The sequence below is a fragment of the Ruegeria sp. YTSC106 genome, assembly GCF_059609765.1.
On record NZ_JBXWMI010000010.1, the window covers coordinates 23428 to 40638 of the forward strand.

The window sequence follows — 17211 nt, forward strand, 5'->3', positions numbered from 1 at the left end:
GGCACAGATCGTGGAAGAACTATTTTCCTGCTGATTGGCAGGAGATACCCTCCCGAGACAATGCTGGCGAGTTGCATATTGCCGACGTCAAGGTTCCAGATGGTCTTGTGGTTGAGGTTCAGCATTCCGCCATTAAGACAGCGGAAGCCAAGAAACGCACTCTGTTTCATGCCCCAATGATTTGGGTAGTTGATGGTCTTAGACGCAAGACTGACAAGACCCAGTTCGAGAAAGCACTCGGGTCTGAATTTTGGAGACGGCCTGAAAAACCGACTCTTTCGCGACTGTCTCCTTACGACGTGCGTTTGGTTGAGGAATGGTTCGATCTTCGGGTCATAGTCGCATTTGATTTCGGTGGAGAAGATGTCTGGCTCATGAGCGCACGCGATTGGGCATGCGGAATCGGGTTTTGGTATGAGAAAGAGAAGCTCGTGGCGAATATCCGTGAGCGCACCGATATCCCATTTATCTTTACCGAGCATAAGAACCGCAAAGGCAAGGTGATCAAGCGCACGCACTCGATCCCTAACTCGTTGCCCGAACGGCAAGGCGAGCCCAAGTAGCTCGGCTACATCTATAGCTATTCGAATGTCGGCAATGCGGGCTGCTACCGCAGCATCTTAGGGTGATAACCAAGGGCAGCAATGGGCCGTCAGTGCTTTTGGCTGCGTGCGCGGTAAAATTGCCCCAAAAACCGGTTCTTCACGTCAGAGCTGTGCGGCGTTTTGCACTTGGCACCGTGCGGAAGGAGTGCGGTGTCCACTGCTGTTAGTGCCTCCGAGCGGCGACGCCCTAAGCGGCACTTGATTGACATTTTGGGTATTTCGGCGCAAAATAAAAGCATATTTAATCAGCATTAACATTATTCTAAATTTGCAAATCACACTTGGTCGCGATTGGTGTAAAGCGTCCTATTTGGCGCAATTCCCAAGCGAAATCGACAGAAGTTCATTTTTAAAACGGAGGCTTATTTTAGCTATGTCCAGTCTTATTCAATCTGTTTTCGGTCGTGTCACCCAACAGGAAAACGGTCAGCCCGTACACGGTATATTGGTCAAGATTCGCGCCGTATTTGGGGATGGCTGGCGCAATCGAGACGGCTGTAAAATCGATCTTGGATGCGTCCTGACGGCCACCGATGGCCGATTTGTGCTCATAGTGGATTCGTCGAAAATACCCGAAAACTGTCGATGCGCAGGTCCGATGGAATTGCGGATAAAGCTGCGCGACCGCGACGGTGTGCGCATCCATAGAGCCCGGCTCAAGATTGAGGATTGTTCCTGCACCGACGATATCAAAATCGACGTCGCCATCCCGGCAAAGAAGCTGGCGTGTCACCTGAGCCGCCAGCTAAGCTGGGCTGCACCGGATAAGCCGTTTTTGCCAGAAAGCGTTCTTGATGACATTGAGGAAGCGCTTGAGCTAGCGGATGCTGATCGGTTTCTGCGCAAGCGCACTGACTTCTTCGAATGCATCCGCCCGACGCTTGCGATTTTTGACAGATCGCTTAGTGATGCCTGGAGTGTTCTGAACGGAGACGTCGGTGCCAAGGGGCGCTATGTAGATGTACTCAATGCTCTTTGTGCCACGTCGCCAACGGGCTGCGGCTGTGGCTGCGCATCCGGGGATGATGCAGGCGGTATCTTGCAGGACATTTTTTCCGACGACTGCAATGATGACAGCTGTAAGCCCATCAAATCCAAACCCGACCCGGTGTGCTGTTCCGACCATGTCTGCCCGACCGGTAAGTCCCTGATCGCTGACAAAGACATGAGCTTGATGGTCTTTGCGGCCATGCATGTGTCCTGCGGTCACAGACCAACAATGGTCAAATACGCCGGCGCGCTGCTTGAACAACTTTGCCGGTTCCAGACGTTGACGGCGCTTCATGAAGCAGCTGCCAACCTGATCTGCAAGAAGCAGCATGCAGGGCGTCATTTTAAGGATCTGCTCGAATATGTGATGTGCATCTGCAACGGTCAGACCCCTTGCGGACAAGTGCCTTGCTGTCAAATTTGTGTCCGCCAGCCCATCCTGGATTGCATTACGGATGCATATAGAAACTGGTGCAGTATCGAATGCTACACCGTGACCAAGATTAACCCAGAGCGTGCCTGCCCCGGTGATATGGTTGCGATCTGCGGGTGCGGGTTTGGCGATATTGCGGGGCAAGTGCAGTTCACCCAGCATGGCACGATGAACCCCGGCCCGATCGCTGTGCCGACCTCGTGGTCAGACGAACGCATCTGCGTGATCGTCCCCTCCAGTGCAGGCTGCGGTTTGGCGATCATTCCTCCGACCCAAACGATCAGCGTCTGTGATCGTTTCCTGGACTATCGCAAAAGCGGCACGATGTTGGCTGAGTTCGAAGGCACAAGCGCTGATATTCTCAAGTTTATCGTCAAAGGGCATCAGAATGACGATTGCCTGTTGCCCGGCGAGGTTCTGAAAATCCGCTGGAAGGTCTGCGCCGCTGACTCAGTGACTGTGCGCATCGTTAATACAGACACCGGCGCTGTCATTGCACAGATTTCACCGGCCCCCGATCTGGGACGCTGGGACTTCGATCAGACTGATTTCGACCAGACGACCCGAGTGCGGGTCGAAATCGTCGTGACCGGTCAATGTAAACCTCCTACAGTAAGTCAGGGCTTAGACCTCGTTTTCCAGAACCCGCCGGATCTATCCATCGACGGGATCGAGGTAACGCAGGCGATTCAGTATTTCCGAGCCAACCAGCATCTGACTGATCCAGCTGACCGCGGCCCGGACAACTCCCTTCAACTTGTTGCCAATAAATCGGCCTGGGTGCGGACATATTTGCGCAGCGGGCAGGATCCGAATTTCGATAGTGGGCAGCTCGGCAATGTCGGTGGCACACTTCAAGTGGAACGCCGGGTTGGTGGGATCTGGTCCACGGTGGCCAATATCGTTCCGACCAATGCCCCGGTGACAGCGCAGGACAGTTTCTCGAGCTACGACGCAGAGAGACGCGACATTGATGCGACGCTGAACTTCATTATCCCTGCCAACGTGATGACCGGGCTCTTGCGCCTTTCTATCACTGTCTCTTCGCCAGACGATTGCTATGGAGGCAGCGGCACGGCCCAACAGCTTGTTGATGTCGATCTTGAGCAAGAGTTGCGCGTTGCAGCCGTCACAATTGGCTATGACGGTCCACCGATGGGCGGCGGTGCCAATATCACCTTGCCTGCCCCCAACGCAGCACAAGTTGCCGCTGATACCAGCTTTGCCCTTCGGGTTTTCCCGGTAGGCAGTACGCCCAACGTGCGGATCATCGACAGTCAGACCACAACACAAGGTCTGACAAACAACAACTTCCCAGCGGGGGGATGCGATCCCAACTGGACGCCGATCCTGAATTTCGTGGCCAACGCGCGCACGAATGACGGTAATCAGGGCGATTGGCTTTACTATGGACTGGTCAATGCGGCGATCCCGCGCTCGCATGGCAACACGGGATGCGCCAGCGGCGGCAACGGCGCTGGCCTGTCCGGTAGCCCGGTCACGTTGGCGCATGAGTTGGGCCATCAGGCGGGTTTACCACATGCCCCATGTGGCACGGTCGGCACGCCAAACGCGAGCTACCCGCTTTACGAGCCTTACGATACCGGCATGACAACGACCGACAGCAATGGCAACACTGTCTATTCGGATGCGAGCATCGGCGAATACGGCCTCGACACAAATGACGGGACAATACACCGGCCAGCCAACAGTGAGGATCTGATGGGCTATTGCGGCCCCCGTTGGGTCTCGATCTTTACGCATAACTATATGCTGAACCGCGCCGAATTTGACCCGGTGGCGCTGGCGACGGGCGTGTCTGGCGGCAACTCGGTGGGGGCAGGCGCCATGGATGTCGACAGACAAGACCAGATGCGACCTTTCGTGACGATCGTGGGAGAGGTCGGCAAAGACATGCAGGTCTCGGTCGCAAGCCTCGTACGGGTTCCAACCCGGCCCTTGCGGATGTCTGGCGCGCGTACCGATCTAGTTTTGCAGTTGATCGGGGACAAGGACGAGGTGATCTCATCTGCGCCGGTGTTCACAATGGATAATCACGACGCCAATGGCGATGGCTGCGGTTGCGGCGGAGGCGATAAAAAGGATCCGCCTAAACCGCCGTATAGTTTCATTGCGGCAATGGGCGATGTCGGCCCTGGAAATGCAATCCGCATCTGCCAGGGGGATGCAGTCATATGGGAGCGCAAGCGACCGACACGGCCGGTTAAATTGGCTTCGGCTGAAGCCAGCATTGGCAAGTCTGGTCTAAAGGTTTCCTGGAAAACGACCGGGGCCAAGCGTGGTTACGACCCCGATATTTGGCTGCAATGGTCTTCTGATGGTGAACGCTGGAACGGGCTCAGGGTTGGTGCGAGAGGTAACAGCGTTGAGATCGATCCCAACATCATTCCGGCCGACAAGGTTTGGATTAGGGTCCTTGCTCATGACGGTTACTTCACTGCAACGGCAGATACCAAGCCAGTTAAACTGCCACCAGCGCCACCTGAACTGGCCATTATTCACCCCTCTAAGGGGCAGGTGGTGCGCGCGGACCGATCGCTGCATCTCTGGGGTACATTCACTGGCCGCACCGAAGCAAAATCTGTTGAATGGTATCTGGACGGCAAGAAGGTCGCCAAAGATCTGGATGCTTGGATCGATGTACCCAAGCCAGGTGAGCATGTGGCGGAACTGCGCGTTAAAGGCGCAAGCCCGGTATCTGTCAAGTTTTCTACAGGTGAGCTCTAGATGACCGGCTTAGATGTGCTGCAAGGCAACTCGATCCAATGCTAGCACCCAGGGCTGACGCCTGACATCTGGCAAGTGTTAGCCCACAACGCACCCTTCAGATTGCAGCCGCCGCCGTTTAGAAATCAGATTAGATGTCGTTCGCCATTCCTTGGTGCGGTGTGTTTGCGCGACGGGCGAAAAACCAAGGCTTTGCCCATTCGGCACAGAGGCCACGTTTATCTAGAAGCGCCCTTATATTCTTGGATTAGTAGTTGGCGGTACGGGTTCTCAATAGACTTTACTATTCTGTCACTGGAGAAAACAACATTGTTGACCAGGCCATTTTCGCTGTCAGGGTACGGACCTTCGGCGGATTTGGAAACTGGTGACAGTGTAACCGAAGACCTGGCAATCGATGATCAGCGAGTTGATGGGGTTCTTAACTTCCCAAGAGTGGAAGAGTTCTTTTCTCCTTGGTTTGCTTGGAAGAAACGAATTAACGATGAATACGGCCTAAAACTACAATTCAGCTACCAGTCCCTGTGGTCTTGTCCCGGTTGCGTTCCGGTCTCTCAACTCATTTAGGCAGCCTTTCGTTCGAAGGCCATGGGACTTTTGCCACCTAGCGACGAGTGCCGTCGTCGTGGATTATAGAACCCATTGATATACTGAAAAATCGCCCCTTCGGCTTGGCGTCTGGTTTCCCAGCGGTTGCGCCAAATCAGCTCCGCCTTGAGGGACTTGAAGAACGTTTCGACGATGGAATTGTCGTAGCAGTTTCCCTTGCCGCTCATCGAAACTTGGAAGCCATGTGTAGACAGCCGTTTCTGATAGTCGCCTGAACAATATTGCGACCCGCGATCCGTATGATGAATGCAGCCCTTCGGCGGTTGTCGCAGCGCTACAGCCATGTCCAATGCCCGGATCGCCAGATCCCGTTTCATGCGGTTACTGACCGCCCAACCGATGACGCGACGAGAATACAAATCAAGGATCACTGCCAGATACAACCAGCCCTCACTGGTCCAGATGTAGGAAATGTCACCGGCCCATTTTTGGTTTGGACCATCTGCAGAAAAGTCCTGATCCAACAGATTGGGGGCGATGTTGAACGCATGATTGCTGTCGGTCGTAACCTTGTATTTCTGGGTCCTGATGATCTTGATGCCATTCTCTCGCATTAAGCGGCCCACGCGCCGGTGCCCAACTTGCAGCCCCAGTTCTTGCAATTCTTCGGTCATGCGAGGCCGACCATAGCTTTGCAGGCTCAGGCGGTGCTGTTCGCGGATATGCGCCAGGATCACCATATCATCACGCTGTCGCTGGCTCATCGGGCGAACTCGCCACGCTCGATATCCACGTGATGTGACCTGCATAACCCGGCACAGAAACTCAACCGGCCATTCTTCTCTCCAGGCGTCGATAAAGGCGAACCTCACCGACTTTGGCCTGCAAAGAAGATTGCCGCTTTTTTTAACACGTCCCTCTCCTCGCGAAGCAGCCGAACTTCCTTGCGAAGGCGTTCGTTCTCTTTCTCGACATCCTCGTGAGGACCCGACATCAGGTCGTCATGCTGATGCTTTTGAACCCACTTGTTCAACGTCGAAAGCCCAACCCCTAAATCCGCCGCCGCTTGTGGTCGCGTCAGCCCGCTGGTCGTTGCGATGCGTACTGCATCACGGCGAAACTCGTCTGTGTATCTCGGTGCCATTCTCTATCTCCTTCATAGCAAACATTGCTCGAAAGAGACCGGAACTAAACCGGGACAAGACCAATAGCCTTGGCGGTTTTGGAGATCTGTTACCCGTTCTCGATGTTGGGGAGGCATTGGTTGTTGGTGATGCAAGCCTTTTGCCGACCAGGGTTCGAGTAGGAGAGCCGAGATACAAACCAAATAGCGCAACTATCGAATTCTGGGATCGATGGGCGGGTGAGGTGCCAGACTCCGATATTCCCGGGGCTGTGCTATCTTGGAGACGACAAAGCGCAAGATAGTGGTGCTGCGTTAGGCGTGCATAAATCGAGCTTTTGCACATTTGAAGCTTCTGAATGACTTCAATCACTTGGTGCATGCAAAACTCACGTGCAGAAACAAAACCAACGTATCCTACCCTTTGACGTGGGAGTCGGTGTTAGGTCGGTTGGAGATAGTCTAGACTTGGCGCCCGCAGCGAAAGTCTCCTTCGACGGGCTGTACCGCAGCATGTCAGTACCGCGTCGAGTGACCGCTGTGGGCCGTCCATGCCAGTGGTGAGGGGCCGGTCAGGAGGACATGCTGCGGTCGATCTAAGGTCGGCAGGGAGCCCACTTTGACCGATGCTGCGTGCAGAGCGAAAGTCAGCTTTAGCGGGATGACAGCAGCAACTACTTGCGTCTTATGGAAGCCTTTGCCAACTTGTGATGATTGCTACCCAAACAAGGTGCGTGGATGAGGAATAGGATGTCGGTTTCGATCAGATTACTTTTGACCGGCATAAGCACGTTTGCATCGTTTTTTTGTTCGAGCCCGACTTTGGCACAGGTCTCTCTTGAACTGCTCTTGGCCGATCGCTGGACGTCGAAGGGTGCAGTGTACCGGGGCGGCAATCGGTTAGAGCACGAAGGTAGTAGCTCTGCTGCATGGGCACCGTACGAAACGGACAGTCTCTTTCTATGGGGTGTCGATACCTGTCTAGGTTTTTTCGAGACAAGAGATCAGTCACTGCTGTCAGACCAACCGATTGAATTTCCATCAAAACACAGCATTAGCTTTCGAAACAAAGAAGGGCTTGCTGCAATCAACTTAATGAATTGGCCATTCAACGAGTATGGCGTGTTCAATTGTAATTGGCGTTCCCATTTGTTTCCTGATGTTTTGTGGACGACCGAGACCTCGCAAACGCTGATGGAATGGATTGAATATCGTCTTGAAGAAGATAGCGGTTGGTCTGGGAACCTTGATCCCGATAATCCAAGGTCAATCGTTGAGTATCGTAACGAAGAAATGGGCGCGACGCTCCGCTTCCTGATTATCGGAGGAACTATAACTTTTGATCTAAGAGCAGACTATTTTGGACCGCCTGTTATCATGAGGTAACTAACTGATCCGAGATCTAGCGGCACCGAGACCAGCCACTCATTCCAAGCTGGCCAAGGTCGGCAAAGTCCGCAATCTGTGAATTCGTCCAACCACAGATTTTGCGGGCGCGGCGAATGACCGGAATGCGGGCTGCAAATGCAGAATATCGGTACCGTGTCGAGTGACCTCTGTGGGTGGCTCCTGCATTGCAAGCGTTTTCTGTCGATGTTTGCGGTCATTTTCGTCAGTACCGTCGTCTGTCCGGCCTGTTTGTGTTTTGGCATTGCCTCCACTGGCCCTGATGAATTCCGCGAGCGAGATTCCAATCGGGTTATCGGCCTCTGAAGAGGGCCGCAGCCATTCCCGGAGTGTCCTTGCTCTTGGTTGACTTAATTCCGCATCATCACTTCAACGTCTTGCATCTCGTAGACAGTCAGCGCGGTTAGAACGCTGGCTGCCGATATTCCTGTTTCTTTGTGAGCATCGCCCAGATGGACCGCGCTGCCTTGTTTGCCATCGCGACTGTTGCCAGCCGGAATGGTTTGTCGGCAATGATCTTGGCTGTCCACAGATCAACCTTTTCTGGCGAACGTTTCGCCATCACAGCGCGAGACGTCATGCCCACGACCAGCAGCTTGCGAATGTAGCGGTCGCCAGCCTTTGTGATCTTGCCCAATCGCTCTTTGCCGCCACTGGATTTGTTGAGCGGGGTCAGCCCCAGCCAAGCCGCCAGATCGCGCCCGGTGCGGAATTGTTTTGCGTCCCCGATCGTCGCGACAATGGCCGATGCCGTTATTGGCCCAATTCCTGGCATGCGCATCAATCTGCGCGCATCAGCATTTATCAGAGCATGTTGTTCGATCATCGTTGAGTAACCTTCGATGCGCTCGTTCAAACCGATAAACTGATAGCACTGGATACCAAGCATTCCGTTCGCGATCTCGGGCATGTCCGGGTGATCACCGCCAAGGTGGCGCTTAGCAAAGGCCGTTACCGCTTCGATCCCGATAGGCAAGATATGCCCGAACTCGCGCAACAGGCTGCGGATCATATTGGCCAGCTGGGTGCGCTGCCGGACTGCCAGATCCCGCGTGCGGTGGATCGATAGAATAGCCTGTTGATCCTCGGTCTTGATCTCGACAAAGCGCATCGTCGGGCGCCTGACGGCTTCGCAAATTGCCTCCGCGTCTACCGCATCTGTCTTTCCGCGTTTGACATAAGGCTTCACATAGTTTGCTGGCATTAGCCTGACGTCATGACCAAACTTGCGCAGCTGACGGCCCCAATGATGGGATGAACCGCACGCTTCCATGCCGACCGTGCAAGGCGGCAGCATCTCAAAAAACGCTAAAAGCTTCGCACGCTTGATGGCCCTGTTGAAGATCACGCGCCCACTCTCAGAAATACCGTGAACTTGAAAAACGTCCTTTGCCAAATCTAGGCCTACTGTCTTAACTGTCATTGGGTGGCTCCTTTCCTAGCAGTCGGTAACAACTGCACTTTGGCACATTCGATGCCGATGGAGCAGGAGCCACCCACCCCATCCGGTATGGGCCGTTGCTGTGAGTATATGCCGGTAACGATAATGGCCCTTCTTATTGCCACAGGTGGAAAATCGAGCCGCTAAGGGCGCACTTATGCAAACTCTCCGCCTGTGGCTCCAAGATTTGCGTGCGATCTCTCTGGGGCAGGGGCCCGGCCGATGGCCATCCCCTTCGCTGCGTGCCGCATCGACATGGAAGGGCGCGCCGCCCCTTCCAAACCATCCCAGACCAACGTGTGCCGTTGGATCGCGGCCGAAACGACATCGCCAAAGTCTCGACCGCTGCCCCTCGATGGGGGCCGGTCTGTCTTTAGCTCTGCCGTTTCGGGGGGCTTCGTTCCCTGGTGCCGGTGCCCTTGATCGAAGCCGGGTTTGCCAGTGGCAAACTGCCGATGTGTACCGCCAATCTTCCGCTCCCAAAATAGCTGGGGAGATTGGTGGAACACATCGGCATATCCGCGCCTCAGTGACCCGGTGGGCCACTTCGTTCGGGTTGTTCTTTTCCATCCGACCCCAGCGGTGCCAACGGGCACCCCGGTCCTGGGCGCGGACCAGGTGGAAAAGAACAGGTGCGCGCTGATGGCCAGTTACCATCTCTCGGTCAAGACGATCAAACGCAGCGCCGGGCGGTCGTCCACGGCGGCGGCGGCCTATCGGGCGGGCGAGCGCATCGAATGCCAGCGCGAAGGCCGGATGCATGATTACACCGCCAAGCGGGGCATCGAGGAGACCTTTATTCTGACTCCCGAGAATGCGCCCTCCTGGGCGCAGGACCGGTCGGCGCTCTGGAATGCAGCAGAGGAGAGCGAGACCCGGCGCAACTCCGTGACAGCCCGAGAATGGGAGCTGGCACTACCTTCCGAGATCAGTGCCGAGGACCGGTCGCAGATCACCCGCCAGTTCGCCGAGCAACTTGTGGAGCGCTACGGTGTGGCCGTCGATGTGGCGATCCATGCACCGCACCGAGAAGGGGATCAACGCAATCATCATGCCCATGTTCTGACCAGCACCCGGAAGTTGGAACCGGAGGGGTTCACGGCCAAGACGCGGGTTCTCGATTCCGCAAAAACCGGCGGTGTCGAGATCGAGCATATGCGGGGTGTCTGGGCTGAGCTACAGAACCACGCGCTGGAACGGGTGGGGGAAGTGGAGCGGGTCGATCATCGGTCGCTGGAGGCGCAGCGCGAGGACGCACTTGAGCGCGGCGACGAGTTGAAAGCCGAGGAGCTGGACCGTGATCCGGAGGTCAAGCTGGGCCCAGCAGCCAATGCGATGGAACGGCGCGAAATGCGTACTGCCGAGCGCGAGGGGCGTGACTATGAACCTGTCACCGAGCGGGGCAGGGCGGTTCATGCCACACGTCAGGCACGGGCAATGTTTGCCGAGATGCGGGACCGCCTGGATCTGGCGCGGGAGACCTACGGGGCCGAGCGGGATGCTGGGCACGGGCGCGTGTCGGCCGGTCTGGCGGCGCTCAGGGCGGCGGCCAGCAAGGATCGGGGTGTGGAGCGCAGCGCTGGTGATATTCGGGACCGGCTGGCGCGGATTGTCGGTCGTGAAGACCCGGAAGCCGGTGGGCAGAGTGTCGAAGAACCCTCGGATCTGCGGCGCGTCAATGAGCGGATGCGCGAAACTCTGGGGCGGTCTGAAGAAGTCGGGGCGGATCGGGACGATGACGGTAGAAACAAGCTGTCGATCCGGGAGCGGCTGGAAGGCGTGATGCGCACACCGCGCGAGACATTGGAGCGGGATGATGGGCGTGAAGTGGAGCACGAAAAAGACAACGAGCATGGGCGCGAGAATACAAGGCGAATAGATCGTGACGACGGGCACAGCCTCTGATTTTCACTAACCTTCGACGCGAACGCAGAGGTTAACTGTAGCGGATTGCAATCACCCGCCTCGGGGGGGCAGGTCAGCTTCAATGTGTCAAAATCAGACCTTTTGGCCACCCTGGCCGGTGCGGTCGAATAACTGTTGTCTTGGTAATCGTCGTGGGGAATCTAATCCCAGCCGGTCAGATAACGCGCTGCGGGATCATGCGGACATAGGCCGATACCAGTGCCTTCATTTTGTCCCACGGTACGACAGAGTTTTTCGGAGGGATTGTGGGAGAAAACTGGTGTTCTAACACGCAATAATGGAGCAAATCATGAACGCCAAAACGAAAAACCCCGCTGGTCTGCCCTCGAAGAAACATGGCATGAAGTCCGGAAAGAATCGCGACAACAAATCTCCCAAGTCCGGGAAAGCCCCGCGGGAGTCGATGACGGCGGAAGCTGTCCGGCGCATCGAACAAAGCAAGACGTCCAACAGTGGATTTGTAGACCGCGCCCGAAAGACGGTAGCCCACGGCCGCCCGAAGCAACTGGCACGTCAGCCCTGATGCTATGACTTGAGCACAGCCTTGCTGAATTGGGATCAGAGGCCAAATTCAGCAAGGCGCTTCCTATGGTTGTCCAATGCGCTGTCGTAGATCAGCGGCCAATCCTGCCAAACGTCGTGCAAGTCTTGAAGCATTGTCGGATTGTTGAGCTTGCAACTTGCGTATTCCCACACACGCTCAATGTAGTTCATGAACCCAGCGATGTGCCCGTAGATTCGCAGCCGAAGAAGCTCATTTTCCCACGGCGCACCCTCATCGTCTGACAATGCACTCTGCAATGTCCCATCTGGGCGTGAATCCTTCGCGACTTCGATCGTTCGGCAAATGTCTTCAACTGCCTTGAATGTAAGCGGCTTCTGGCCAGACAGAATCCCGTTCAACTTTCGAACATCATATTCACTTCCATTGGCGCGGTCCGGGTGTTTTGCCAAGAGTGTGTGGATCTGGCGGGCAACGCTGGTCGGGCCCCGACTGCCCGTTCGCGTAGCACCGTGGTGAACTCGCTCAAATTCAGCGACAGCAGCGACCCAGGCGGGTCCACTCGACCATCGCTGCCCGCCATTTTCAGTCGGCTGAGGAGTCGGGTTCAGAATTGGGTTGTCCTCCTCGCCGGGCGCGGCCGCTGCCGCCGAAACGAGTGCCAGTTGCCACATCATACCGGTCTGAAACGCCAATCGCCCCAATCGTTCCGCATCGAGGCTTGTTTCGCGTTCCACATACCTTTGCAGAGCTGTTCCTTCGGGCAATCCTTCCAGGCAAGTCTTTATCAGATCCTTTTCGGGGATCTTGCCTTGTTCCAAAGCGATGCCATTCCGCTCCGGCTCAGAAAAAGCTTCGATGAACGAGGCAGATAAAGCTCGCGATGTGTTCGAGCCTGGAACCGATGTACCAGAACGGTTGGCTGCCATACCCAAAAGAAGTGAAGTTGGTCCGCCGCACCATTTTGCGAACTCGTCGAAGGACAAAGCGTACTTCTCTTGGAAGGCATTGAGAGAGGCATCAAGGTCAGCGAGATTGAATCCTTTTTCTTCTTTTCGACCGGCCCGATCGGCCCAATGATCTAGGACCTGTGTAAAGAAAGCCCGCATCTTCTTACTACCAAGGGAGACTGCCTCGGTATCGGGAATACGATCTTTCATTTTGCGGAGTCGGTCGGCTTCGCGAGCTTGCGTTTCTGTAAGGTTGCTGTTGCGAGCAAGAAAAGGAACATGCTTCGGTTGAATGTTGGGCCGCGCTGCGCCGAGGTCGGCGCAGTACGCATTCATCAGGGGGCCTTTGAAAGGATAGCTGATCATCGCAGTAGTCGGTTTTTTGGGTCTTGTGTTGATTGGAGCTGTTTGGAGGGAAGAACTATCGATTTGTTGCTGTTACGGAGGGACACTGCCAAAGTTACTGGTCACAAATCCCCTGTAACATGTTCTTGTCAAAAACGGTCGTATTCGTCGATGCGGTAGGTATTTAGATTTGTTTCCTTGGTTGGGGTTATGGCATGTTTGCCCAGGATAGCCGCAGATTTTTGCCCTCTCTTTTTGGCAGGCTGGCCCGCTTCACAAGACGTCCAGAAACTTCAAAGTTGTCGTCTATCTTCACTATGAGCAGTTTGCTGAAGTGCCTGTCGAGACGCACACTGGTCTTTTCTTTGCTGTTAGTCGGCGAGATCGTTTTGATCTCAACAAAGTCATTTCCTAATCTGCCGTCTGAACCTTGCGCATGGTTCTTGTGAAGCTTGATTCCATACATAATCGCACCAAAAAGTTCACCAATGTCGCCATAGACGTTGAGGTGCTGCCCTGTGTCATAGAAATAGGCCTCTGCAAGCTTCAACAGGTCTTGAAAATATGGAACCAATGTTGGATCGGCATTTGGATATTTGAGGCGCAGTTCAGCCTCTTGCTCCAGTTCCGCCAGTCGACTGTATTTGGTCTCTTCTGGATCAATGATACTATCCCATGCAAGCCATTCGCCATCGATCCAAAAGGCGTTGTCTGGGCCTAGTGTATCCATTGTCATCTCAAACTCCTCTTTTGAAGCAATACCCAAAGATGTTGGAAACATTATGACCGCACTTACCCTTGGAATTACGTAATAGAACAACCACTTAATCAGAATGCGTTTTGCACTTTTGAATGGCCAACGAGTCGAGGCGACGCCTGGTGCCCTGGGTGTCTGTCCGGGCTGCAATGCGGAAATGTTAGCCCGATGCGGCACCAAGAAGGTTTGGCATTGGGCGCATAAAGGCCGCCGTCATTGTGATCATTGGTGGGAAAATGAAACCGAATGGCATCGCGACTGGAAAAACCGGTTTGTGACCGACTGGCAAGAGGTACCGACTCGTGACGAAACGGGTGAGCTTCATATAGCTGATGTCAAAACACCCTATGGCCTTGTGATCGAGTTCCAGCACTCTGCTATCAAGCCGGATGAAGTGGAAAGGCGCACAAATTTCTACGGTCAAGTGATCTGGATCATCGATGGAACCCGCCGCCCAACTGATCTGATCCAATATGAACGGATGCTTTCAGAAAATTACCCAGAACGGTTCGACGGCGTAGACATCTACACCGTTTATTGCGAGGAAACTCGGCTTCTCAAAGAATGGGGATCATTAGGCAAGATTGTCGGATTTGACTTTGGCGGCGATAATCTGTGTTTGCTTACAGCCGCACAAGGCAGGAGTCGCTATCTCTTCGATTTTCCAAAGGTGGAGTTCGCTGAGTTGATCAGTGAGGGGAGTCCGTTGCCAATGGTCCAGTTCGCAAAAACCATTCGGCGTGGCTATCGGCGGCGCAGTAGGTTCTAGCAAACATCGGGCCCAAAACGGTCGTTTTGGAACACTTGCGCCCTCATGAAATTTCTTGTGTTTGGTTCTTGTTAAGTCCAAAACCACTGAAATTACATCGGATCACTTTATTTTATGAAGCCCCCTAAAACAGTAACGAGCCTCGATACATTTGGCCGCTCTCGCCTCTCTACAAACTTTTCGATGCGAGAGTTTCTTTATTCTGAGGCCGCCAATTTTCATGGCATACCAAACATTCCAGATGATCCCTCGCTTGCGACCATGGTTGGAAAACGCTTGTGTGAAGATTTGTTGGAGCCGCTGCACTATACCTTTGGCAAGGTTTCCATCCGGTCCGCTTTTCGCTCATGCGCGGTCAATGGATTCTGCAATGAGCAACAAAAAGCTGGAAAATCGGGCTATGGTTGTGCCTCAAACGAAGCGAACTATGCGGGACACATCTGGGATCGCCGCGACGCAGATGGGTATGCCGGGGCAACAGCCTGTATCGTGATACCATGGTTTGCAGAGCGGTATGAGAATGGGACTGACTGGCGTTCGCTGGCATGGTGGGTCCATGATCACTTGCCTTATGCGAAAATGTATTTTTTTCCGAAACTCGCAGCGTTCAACCTGACATGGCACGAAAACCCGGAACGGCGCATTGATAGCTATGTCGCGCCCAAAGGCTGCCTGACGCGCCCTGGTATGGCAAACCACGAAGGGAGCCATGCTGAATGGTATGAAGGGTTCCCAAAACTCGTTCACTAATTGTTGGATGTTTCCGCAACTATTCGCACGGCCTTCCAAAAACCGTGGTTTTCGTCTGTGACAGAAACGTATGGGTTTTGGCCGCTCCACCTAGCATCAGGACATGACGACAGCGTACTGCTAGTCCGAGGGGGCCTCGGGGAGGGGCAGGTCGACGGGCGTAGAGGCGTGGCGAGATGGGTTTTCAGCATCCTGTCAGAGGGCAAGTAAGAACCAAATCGCTAAATTGAAACGTCTTTGATCGGGTACACGTACACCAAGTAAAGGTAAAAAAATGCAAGTGAAATTAGCAGGATAATTACCCCAAGAACAGGTGAAGATATGCTGAAACCAGATTCTCCCGCTTCAAACTTCGTCGTTCCCATCTCGGCCTTATTTTCTGTTTCGTGAAATTGCCGCCATGAAAAGTATATTCCGACAGCGACAATTAGAATTACCGTCACAAAGATAGCTATGGACGAATAATATTGCCATTGAAACACAAGGCGGCGGTGCTCAAATGCATTCACACGGTAATCGTAATATCCACGGAAAGCAGACTGGGCAGCTGCAAGCGTTTCTTCGCTCAATTCAAAGCCGTCAGGGAATTGAATCAGGCTTTCCAAGTCGATTGGGTCAAGCCCAGAAATTTCATCACTTCGCTCTTCCAAGTTATTCGCTAGAGCGCCCAGAACGCCTTCGTCTTCTTGCGCATTGACCGAAAAACCTGAGAAGATCAGAAGCAAAACAAGCAGAATTTTCTTTCGAAGGCAGATCATTGGCTCAATAGGAACTCTATGGACTGAATATGGCGAAACACTCTTTGTGAGTAAGGCAAAGAAGATTGAAGTGCGCGGTAACCCTGATGATCGGATGATGGCAAGAGTTGATCAACAATGGCGAGTAGCGCCGTTTCCAAATTGGTACCCCAATCAGAGAATTGGTTTGGGAGTGCTGGAAAACTTGCAACTACCGCATTTGAACTTGAGTCCCGGCTACCGCTGCCATCCGGACGATCAACACCGGACTCTCCACCGTCAAATGCAAGCCACTCGACCGTTCCATCTGGTAGCACCCTTTCGTACCGACCGTCGCCGAGTCGTACTTCAATCGGCTGGCTCCCTCCTTCAAGCGCGTCAATAGCCGCGGCCCGATAAGCCCGCCCGAGTATCGGTAGAACTTTGTCTGGGCCAGCGAGATCGACAATCCGCTGTTCGTAACGACGTTGCATGCAATCACCTTCTTGTGGGCAAGTATCCCTCCACTCCAGCCAAGTTTTTTGATTTGACACAAAGGCCGCTCTTTCGCTTCCAGAAAGTGGTTCCACCAACGCAAAGTATAGTTCTGCCATCTCACGATCTAAGTCGGAAAGAAGCGGGCTGGAGCAGACTGCAAGTTCGGACACGGTTCTAGCATTGTCGCAAGAAAAGCTGGGGTTGGGCCGACTGAAAGTTTGGATGGTGCAAGTATGACCTTCAGGTATTGGGTTACCGTTGCAGGTTAGACCTCGTGGCGGACGCTGCCTTTCTTCGTCTTCTGGCGGGCAGTTTAGTCGTTCGCCTTCCAGAGTCTCAACACAAAGAGGTGGCGGGTCAGACTGTGCATAGGTAGTCGAGACGCCCCAAAATAGGAACAAGATAGCCCAAACCGCTTTCATAATACTCCCCTCAAATGCGGGTATTTTTGCAGTTTTGAGGCTGGAATTCTACTAAAAATATGAACCCAAAAGAACACCACCCTTCTGAGCGGCGCAGCTCAATATTCTGGAGCTAGTATGACTGCTAGTACGCAATGCGTGCAGCCTACGTTGGCGGGGTTTTTCGATTACCTCCTTTTCGTGGTTCGGTTTGATGGCCGTGCTAAAAACGGTCGTTTTCGCCTGTGCCAGAAACGTATGAGTTATGGCAAACATTGCGTTGTCAAATGGTCTCAAAACA

Annotated in this window: 13 protein-coding genes; 7 read left to right on the forward strand and 6 right to left on the reverse strand. The window is 54.0% G+C overall.

Translation table 11 applies throughout. From position 1 onward, the window contains the following. Positions 1 to 71 precede the first annotated feature (71 nt). The gene (locus AC2FEB_RS14385; protein WP_496884202.1) at positions 72 to 563 is read left to right on the forward strand and encodes a hypothetical protein; all 492 of its coding nucleotides are present in this window, start codon (positions 72 to 74) and stop codon (positions 561 to 563) included. A gap of 415 nt (positions 564 to 978) precedes the next feature. Continuing rightward, positions 979 to 4776: a hypothetical protein gene (locus AC2FEB_RS14390; RefSeq protein WP_496884153.1), complete on the forward strand. Its 3798-nt coding sequence runs from the start codon at positions 979 to 981 to the stop codon at positions 4774 to 4776. A gap of 563 nt (positions 4777 to 5339) precedes the next feature. Here AC2FEB_RS14390 and AC2FEB_RS14395 read toward each other — a convergent pair. Then, a protein-coding gene (locus tag AC2FEB_RS14395) for an IS3 family transposase (protein WP_496884154.1) occupies positions 5340 to 6469 on the reverse strand; the annotation gives its coding sequence in 2 pieces (ribosomal slippage) (positions 5340 to 6223 and positions 6223 to 6469; 1131 coding nt in all). A gap of 729 nt (positions 6470 to 7198) precedes the next feature. Here AC2FEB_RS14395 and AC2FEB_RS14400 point away from each other — a divergent pair. Further along, complete coding sequence (locus tag AC2FEB_RS14400; RefSeq protein WP_496884155.1) at positions 7199 to 7834, forward strand: hypothetical protein; 636 nt, start codon at positions 7199 to 7201, stop codon at positions 7832 to 7834. Between the two features lie 424 nt (positions 7835 to 8258). Here the strand turns inward: AC2FEB_RS14400 and AC2FEB_RS14405 are convergent, their stop codons facing one another. Continuing rightward, positions 8259 to 9278 (reverse strand): IS110 family RNA-guided transposase, encoded by a 1020-nt coding sequence (locus AC2FEB_RS14405; protein WP_496884156.1) that lies wholly within the window; start codon positions 9276 to 9278, stop codon positions 8259 to 8261. A 660-nt stretch (positions 9279 to 9938) separates the two neighbouring features. Between AC2FEB_RS14405 and mobQ the strand changes: the two genes are divergently transcribed. Beyond that, positions 9939 to 11201: a MobQ family relaxase gene (gene mobQ, locus AC2FEB_RS14410; protein ID WP_496884157.1), complete on the forward strand. Its 1263-nt coding sequence runs from the start codon at positions 9939 to 9941 to the stop codon at positions 11199 to 11201. A gap of 310 nt (positions 11202 to 11511) precedes the next feature. Further along, a complete protein-coding gene (locus AC2FEB_RS14415) occupies positions 11512 to 11745 on the forward strand; it encodes a hypothetical protein (protein WP_496884158.1) in 234 nt (77 codons plus the stop codon). A 35-nt stretch (positions 11746 to 11780) separates the two neighbouring features. On the opposite strand, the gene AC2FEB_RS14420 is transcribed toward AC2FEB_RS14415, so the two are convergent. Together AC2FEB_RS14420 and AC2FEB_RS14425 are read right to left on the reverse strand one after the other, a co-directional pair. Next, positions 11781 to 13040: a hypothetical protein gene (locus AC2FEB_RS14420; RefSeq protein ID WP_496884159.1), complete on the reverse strand. Its 1260-nt coding sequence runs from the start codon at positions 13038 to 13040 to the stop codon at positions 11781 to 11783. Positions 13041 to 13227: 187 nt separating this feature from the next. Continuing rightward, positions 13228 to 13755, reverse strand: coding sequence for a hypothetical protein (locus AC2FEB_RS14425; protein WP_496884160.1), 528 nt, complete (start codon positions 13753 to 13755; stop codon positions 13228 to 13230). 97 nt (positions 13756 to 13852) lie between these two features. Between AC2FEB_RS14425 and AC2FEB_RS14430 the strand changes: the two genes are divergently transcribed. Continuing rightward, the gene (locus AC2FEB_RS14430; protein WP_496884161.1) at positions 13853 to 14545 is read left to right on the forward strand and encodes a competence protein CoiA; all 693 of its coding nucleotides are present in this window, start codon (positions 13853 to 13855) and stop codon (positions 14543 to 14545) included. A gap of 183 nt (positions 14546 to 14728) precedes the next feature. Then, the gene (locus AC2FEB_RS14435) at positions 14729 to 15295 is read left to right on the forward strand and encodes a hypothetical protein (RefSeq protein ID WP_496884162.1); all 567 of its coding nucleotides are present in this window, start codon (positions 14729 to 14731) and stop codon (positions 15293 to 15295) included. A 221-nt stretch (positions 15296 to 15516) separates the two neighbouring features. Here AC2FEB_RS14435 and AC2FEB_RS14440 read toward each other — a convergent pair whose 3' ends face one another. Together AC2FEB_RS14440 and AC2FEB_RS14445 are read right to left on the reverse strand one after the other, a co-directional pair. After that, positions 15517 to 16053: a hypothetical protein gene (locus tag AC2FEB_RS14440; RefSeq protein ID WP_496884163.1), complete on the reverse strand. Its 537-nt coding sequence runs from the start codon at positions 16051 to 16053 to the stop codon at positions 15517 to 15519. Further along, on the reverse strand, positions 16050 to 16931 hold the full coding sequence (locus tag AC2FEB_RS14445) for a lysozyme inhibitor LprI family protein (protein ID WP_496884164.1): 882 nt from the start codon (positions 16929 to 16931) through the stop codon (positions 16050 to 16052). The genes AC2FEB_RS14440 and AC2FEB_RS14445 overlap by 4 nt, the downstream gene beginning before the upstream one ends. Positions 16932 to 17211 lie beyond the last annotated feature (280 nt).

What these genes read in the sequence shown, in the direction of transcription:
- AC2FEB_RS14420 (WP_496884159.1), bottom strand. Translation starts at nt 13,040, where the DNA reads ATGATCAGCTATCCTTTCAAAGGCCCCCTGATGAATGCGTACTGCGCC.
- AC2FEB_RS14440 (WP_496884163.1), bottom strand. Translation starts at nt 16,053, where the DNA reads ATGATCTGCCTTCGAAAGAAAATTCTGCTTGTTTTGCTTCTGATCTTC.
- AC2FEB_RS14405 (WP_496884156.1), bottom strand. Translation starts at nt 9,278, where the DNA reads ATGACAGTTAAGACAGTAGGCCTAGATTTGGCAAAGGACGTTTTTCAA.
- AC2FEB_RS14400 (WP_496884155.1), top strand. Translation starts at nt 7,199, where the DNA reads ATGTCGGTTTCGATCAGATTACTTTTGACCGGCATAAGCACGTTTGCA.
- AC2FEB_RS14430 (WP_496884161.1), top strand. Translation starts at nt 13,853, where the DNA reads ATGCGTTTTGCACTTTTGAATGGCCAACGAGTCGAGGCGACGCCTGGT.
- AC2FEB_RS14425 (WP_496884160.1), bottom strand. Translation starts at nt 13,755, where the DNA reads ATGACAATGGATACACTAGGCCCAGACAACGCCTTTTGGATCGATGGC.
- AC2FEB_RS14390 (WP_496884153.1), top strand. Translation starts at nt 979, where the DNA reads ATGTCCAGTCTTATTCAATCTGTTTTCGGTCGTGTCACCCAACAGGAA.
- AC2FEB_RS14435 (WP_496884162.1), top strand. Translation starts at nt 14,729, where the DNA reads ATGCGAGAGTTTCTTTATTCTGAGGCCGCCAATTTTCATGGCATACCA.
- mobQ (WP_496884157.1), top strand. Translation starts at nt 9,939, where the DNA reads ATGGCCAGTTACCATCTCTCGGTCAAGACGATCAAACGCAGCGCCGGG.
- AC2FEB_RS14415 (WP_496884158.1), top strand. Translation starts at nt 11,512, where the DNA reads ATGAACGCCAAAACGAAAAACCCCGCTGGTCTGCCCTCGAAGAAACAT.
- AC2FEB_RS14445 (WP_496884164.1), bottom strand. Translation starts at nt 16,931, where the DNA reads ATGAAAGCGGTTTGGGCTATCTTGTTCCTATTTTGGGGCGTCTCGACT.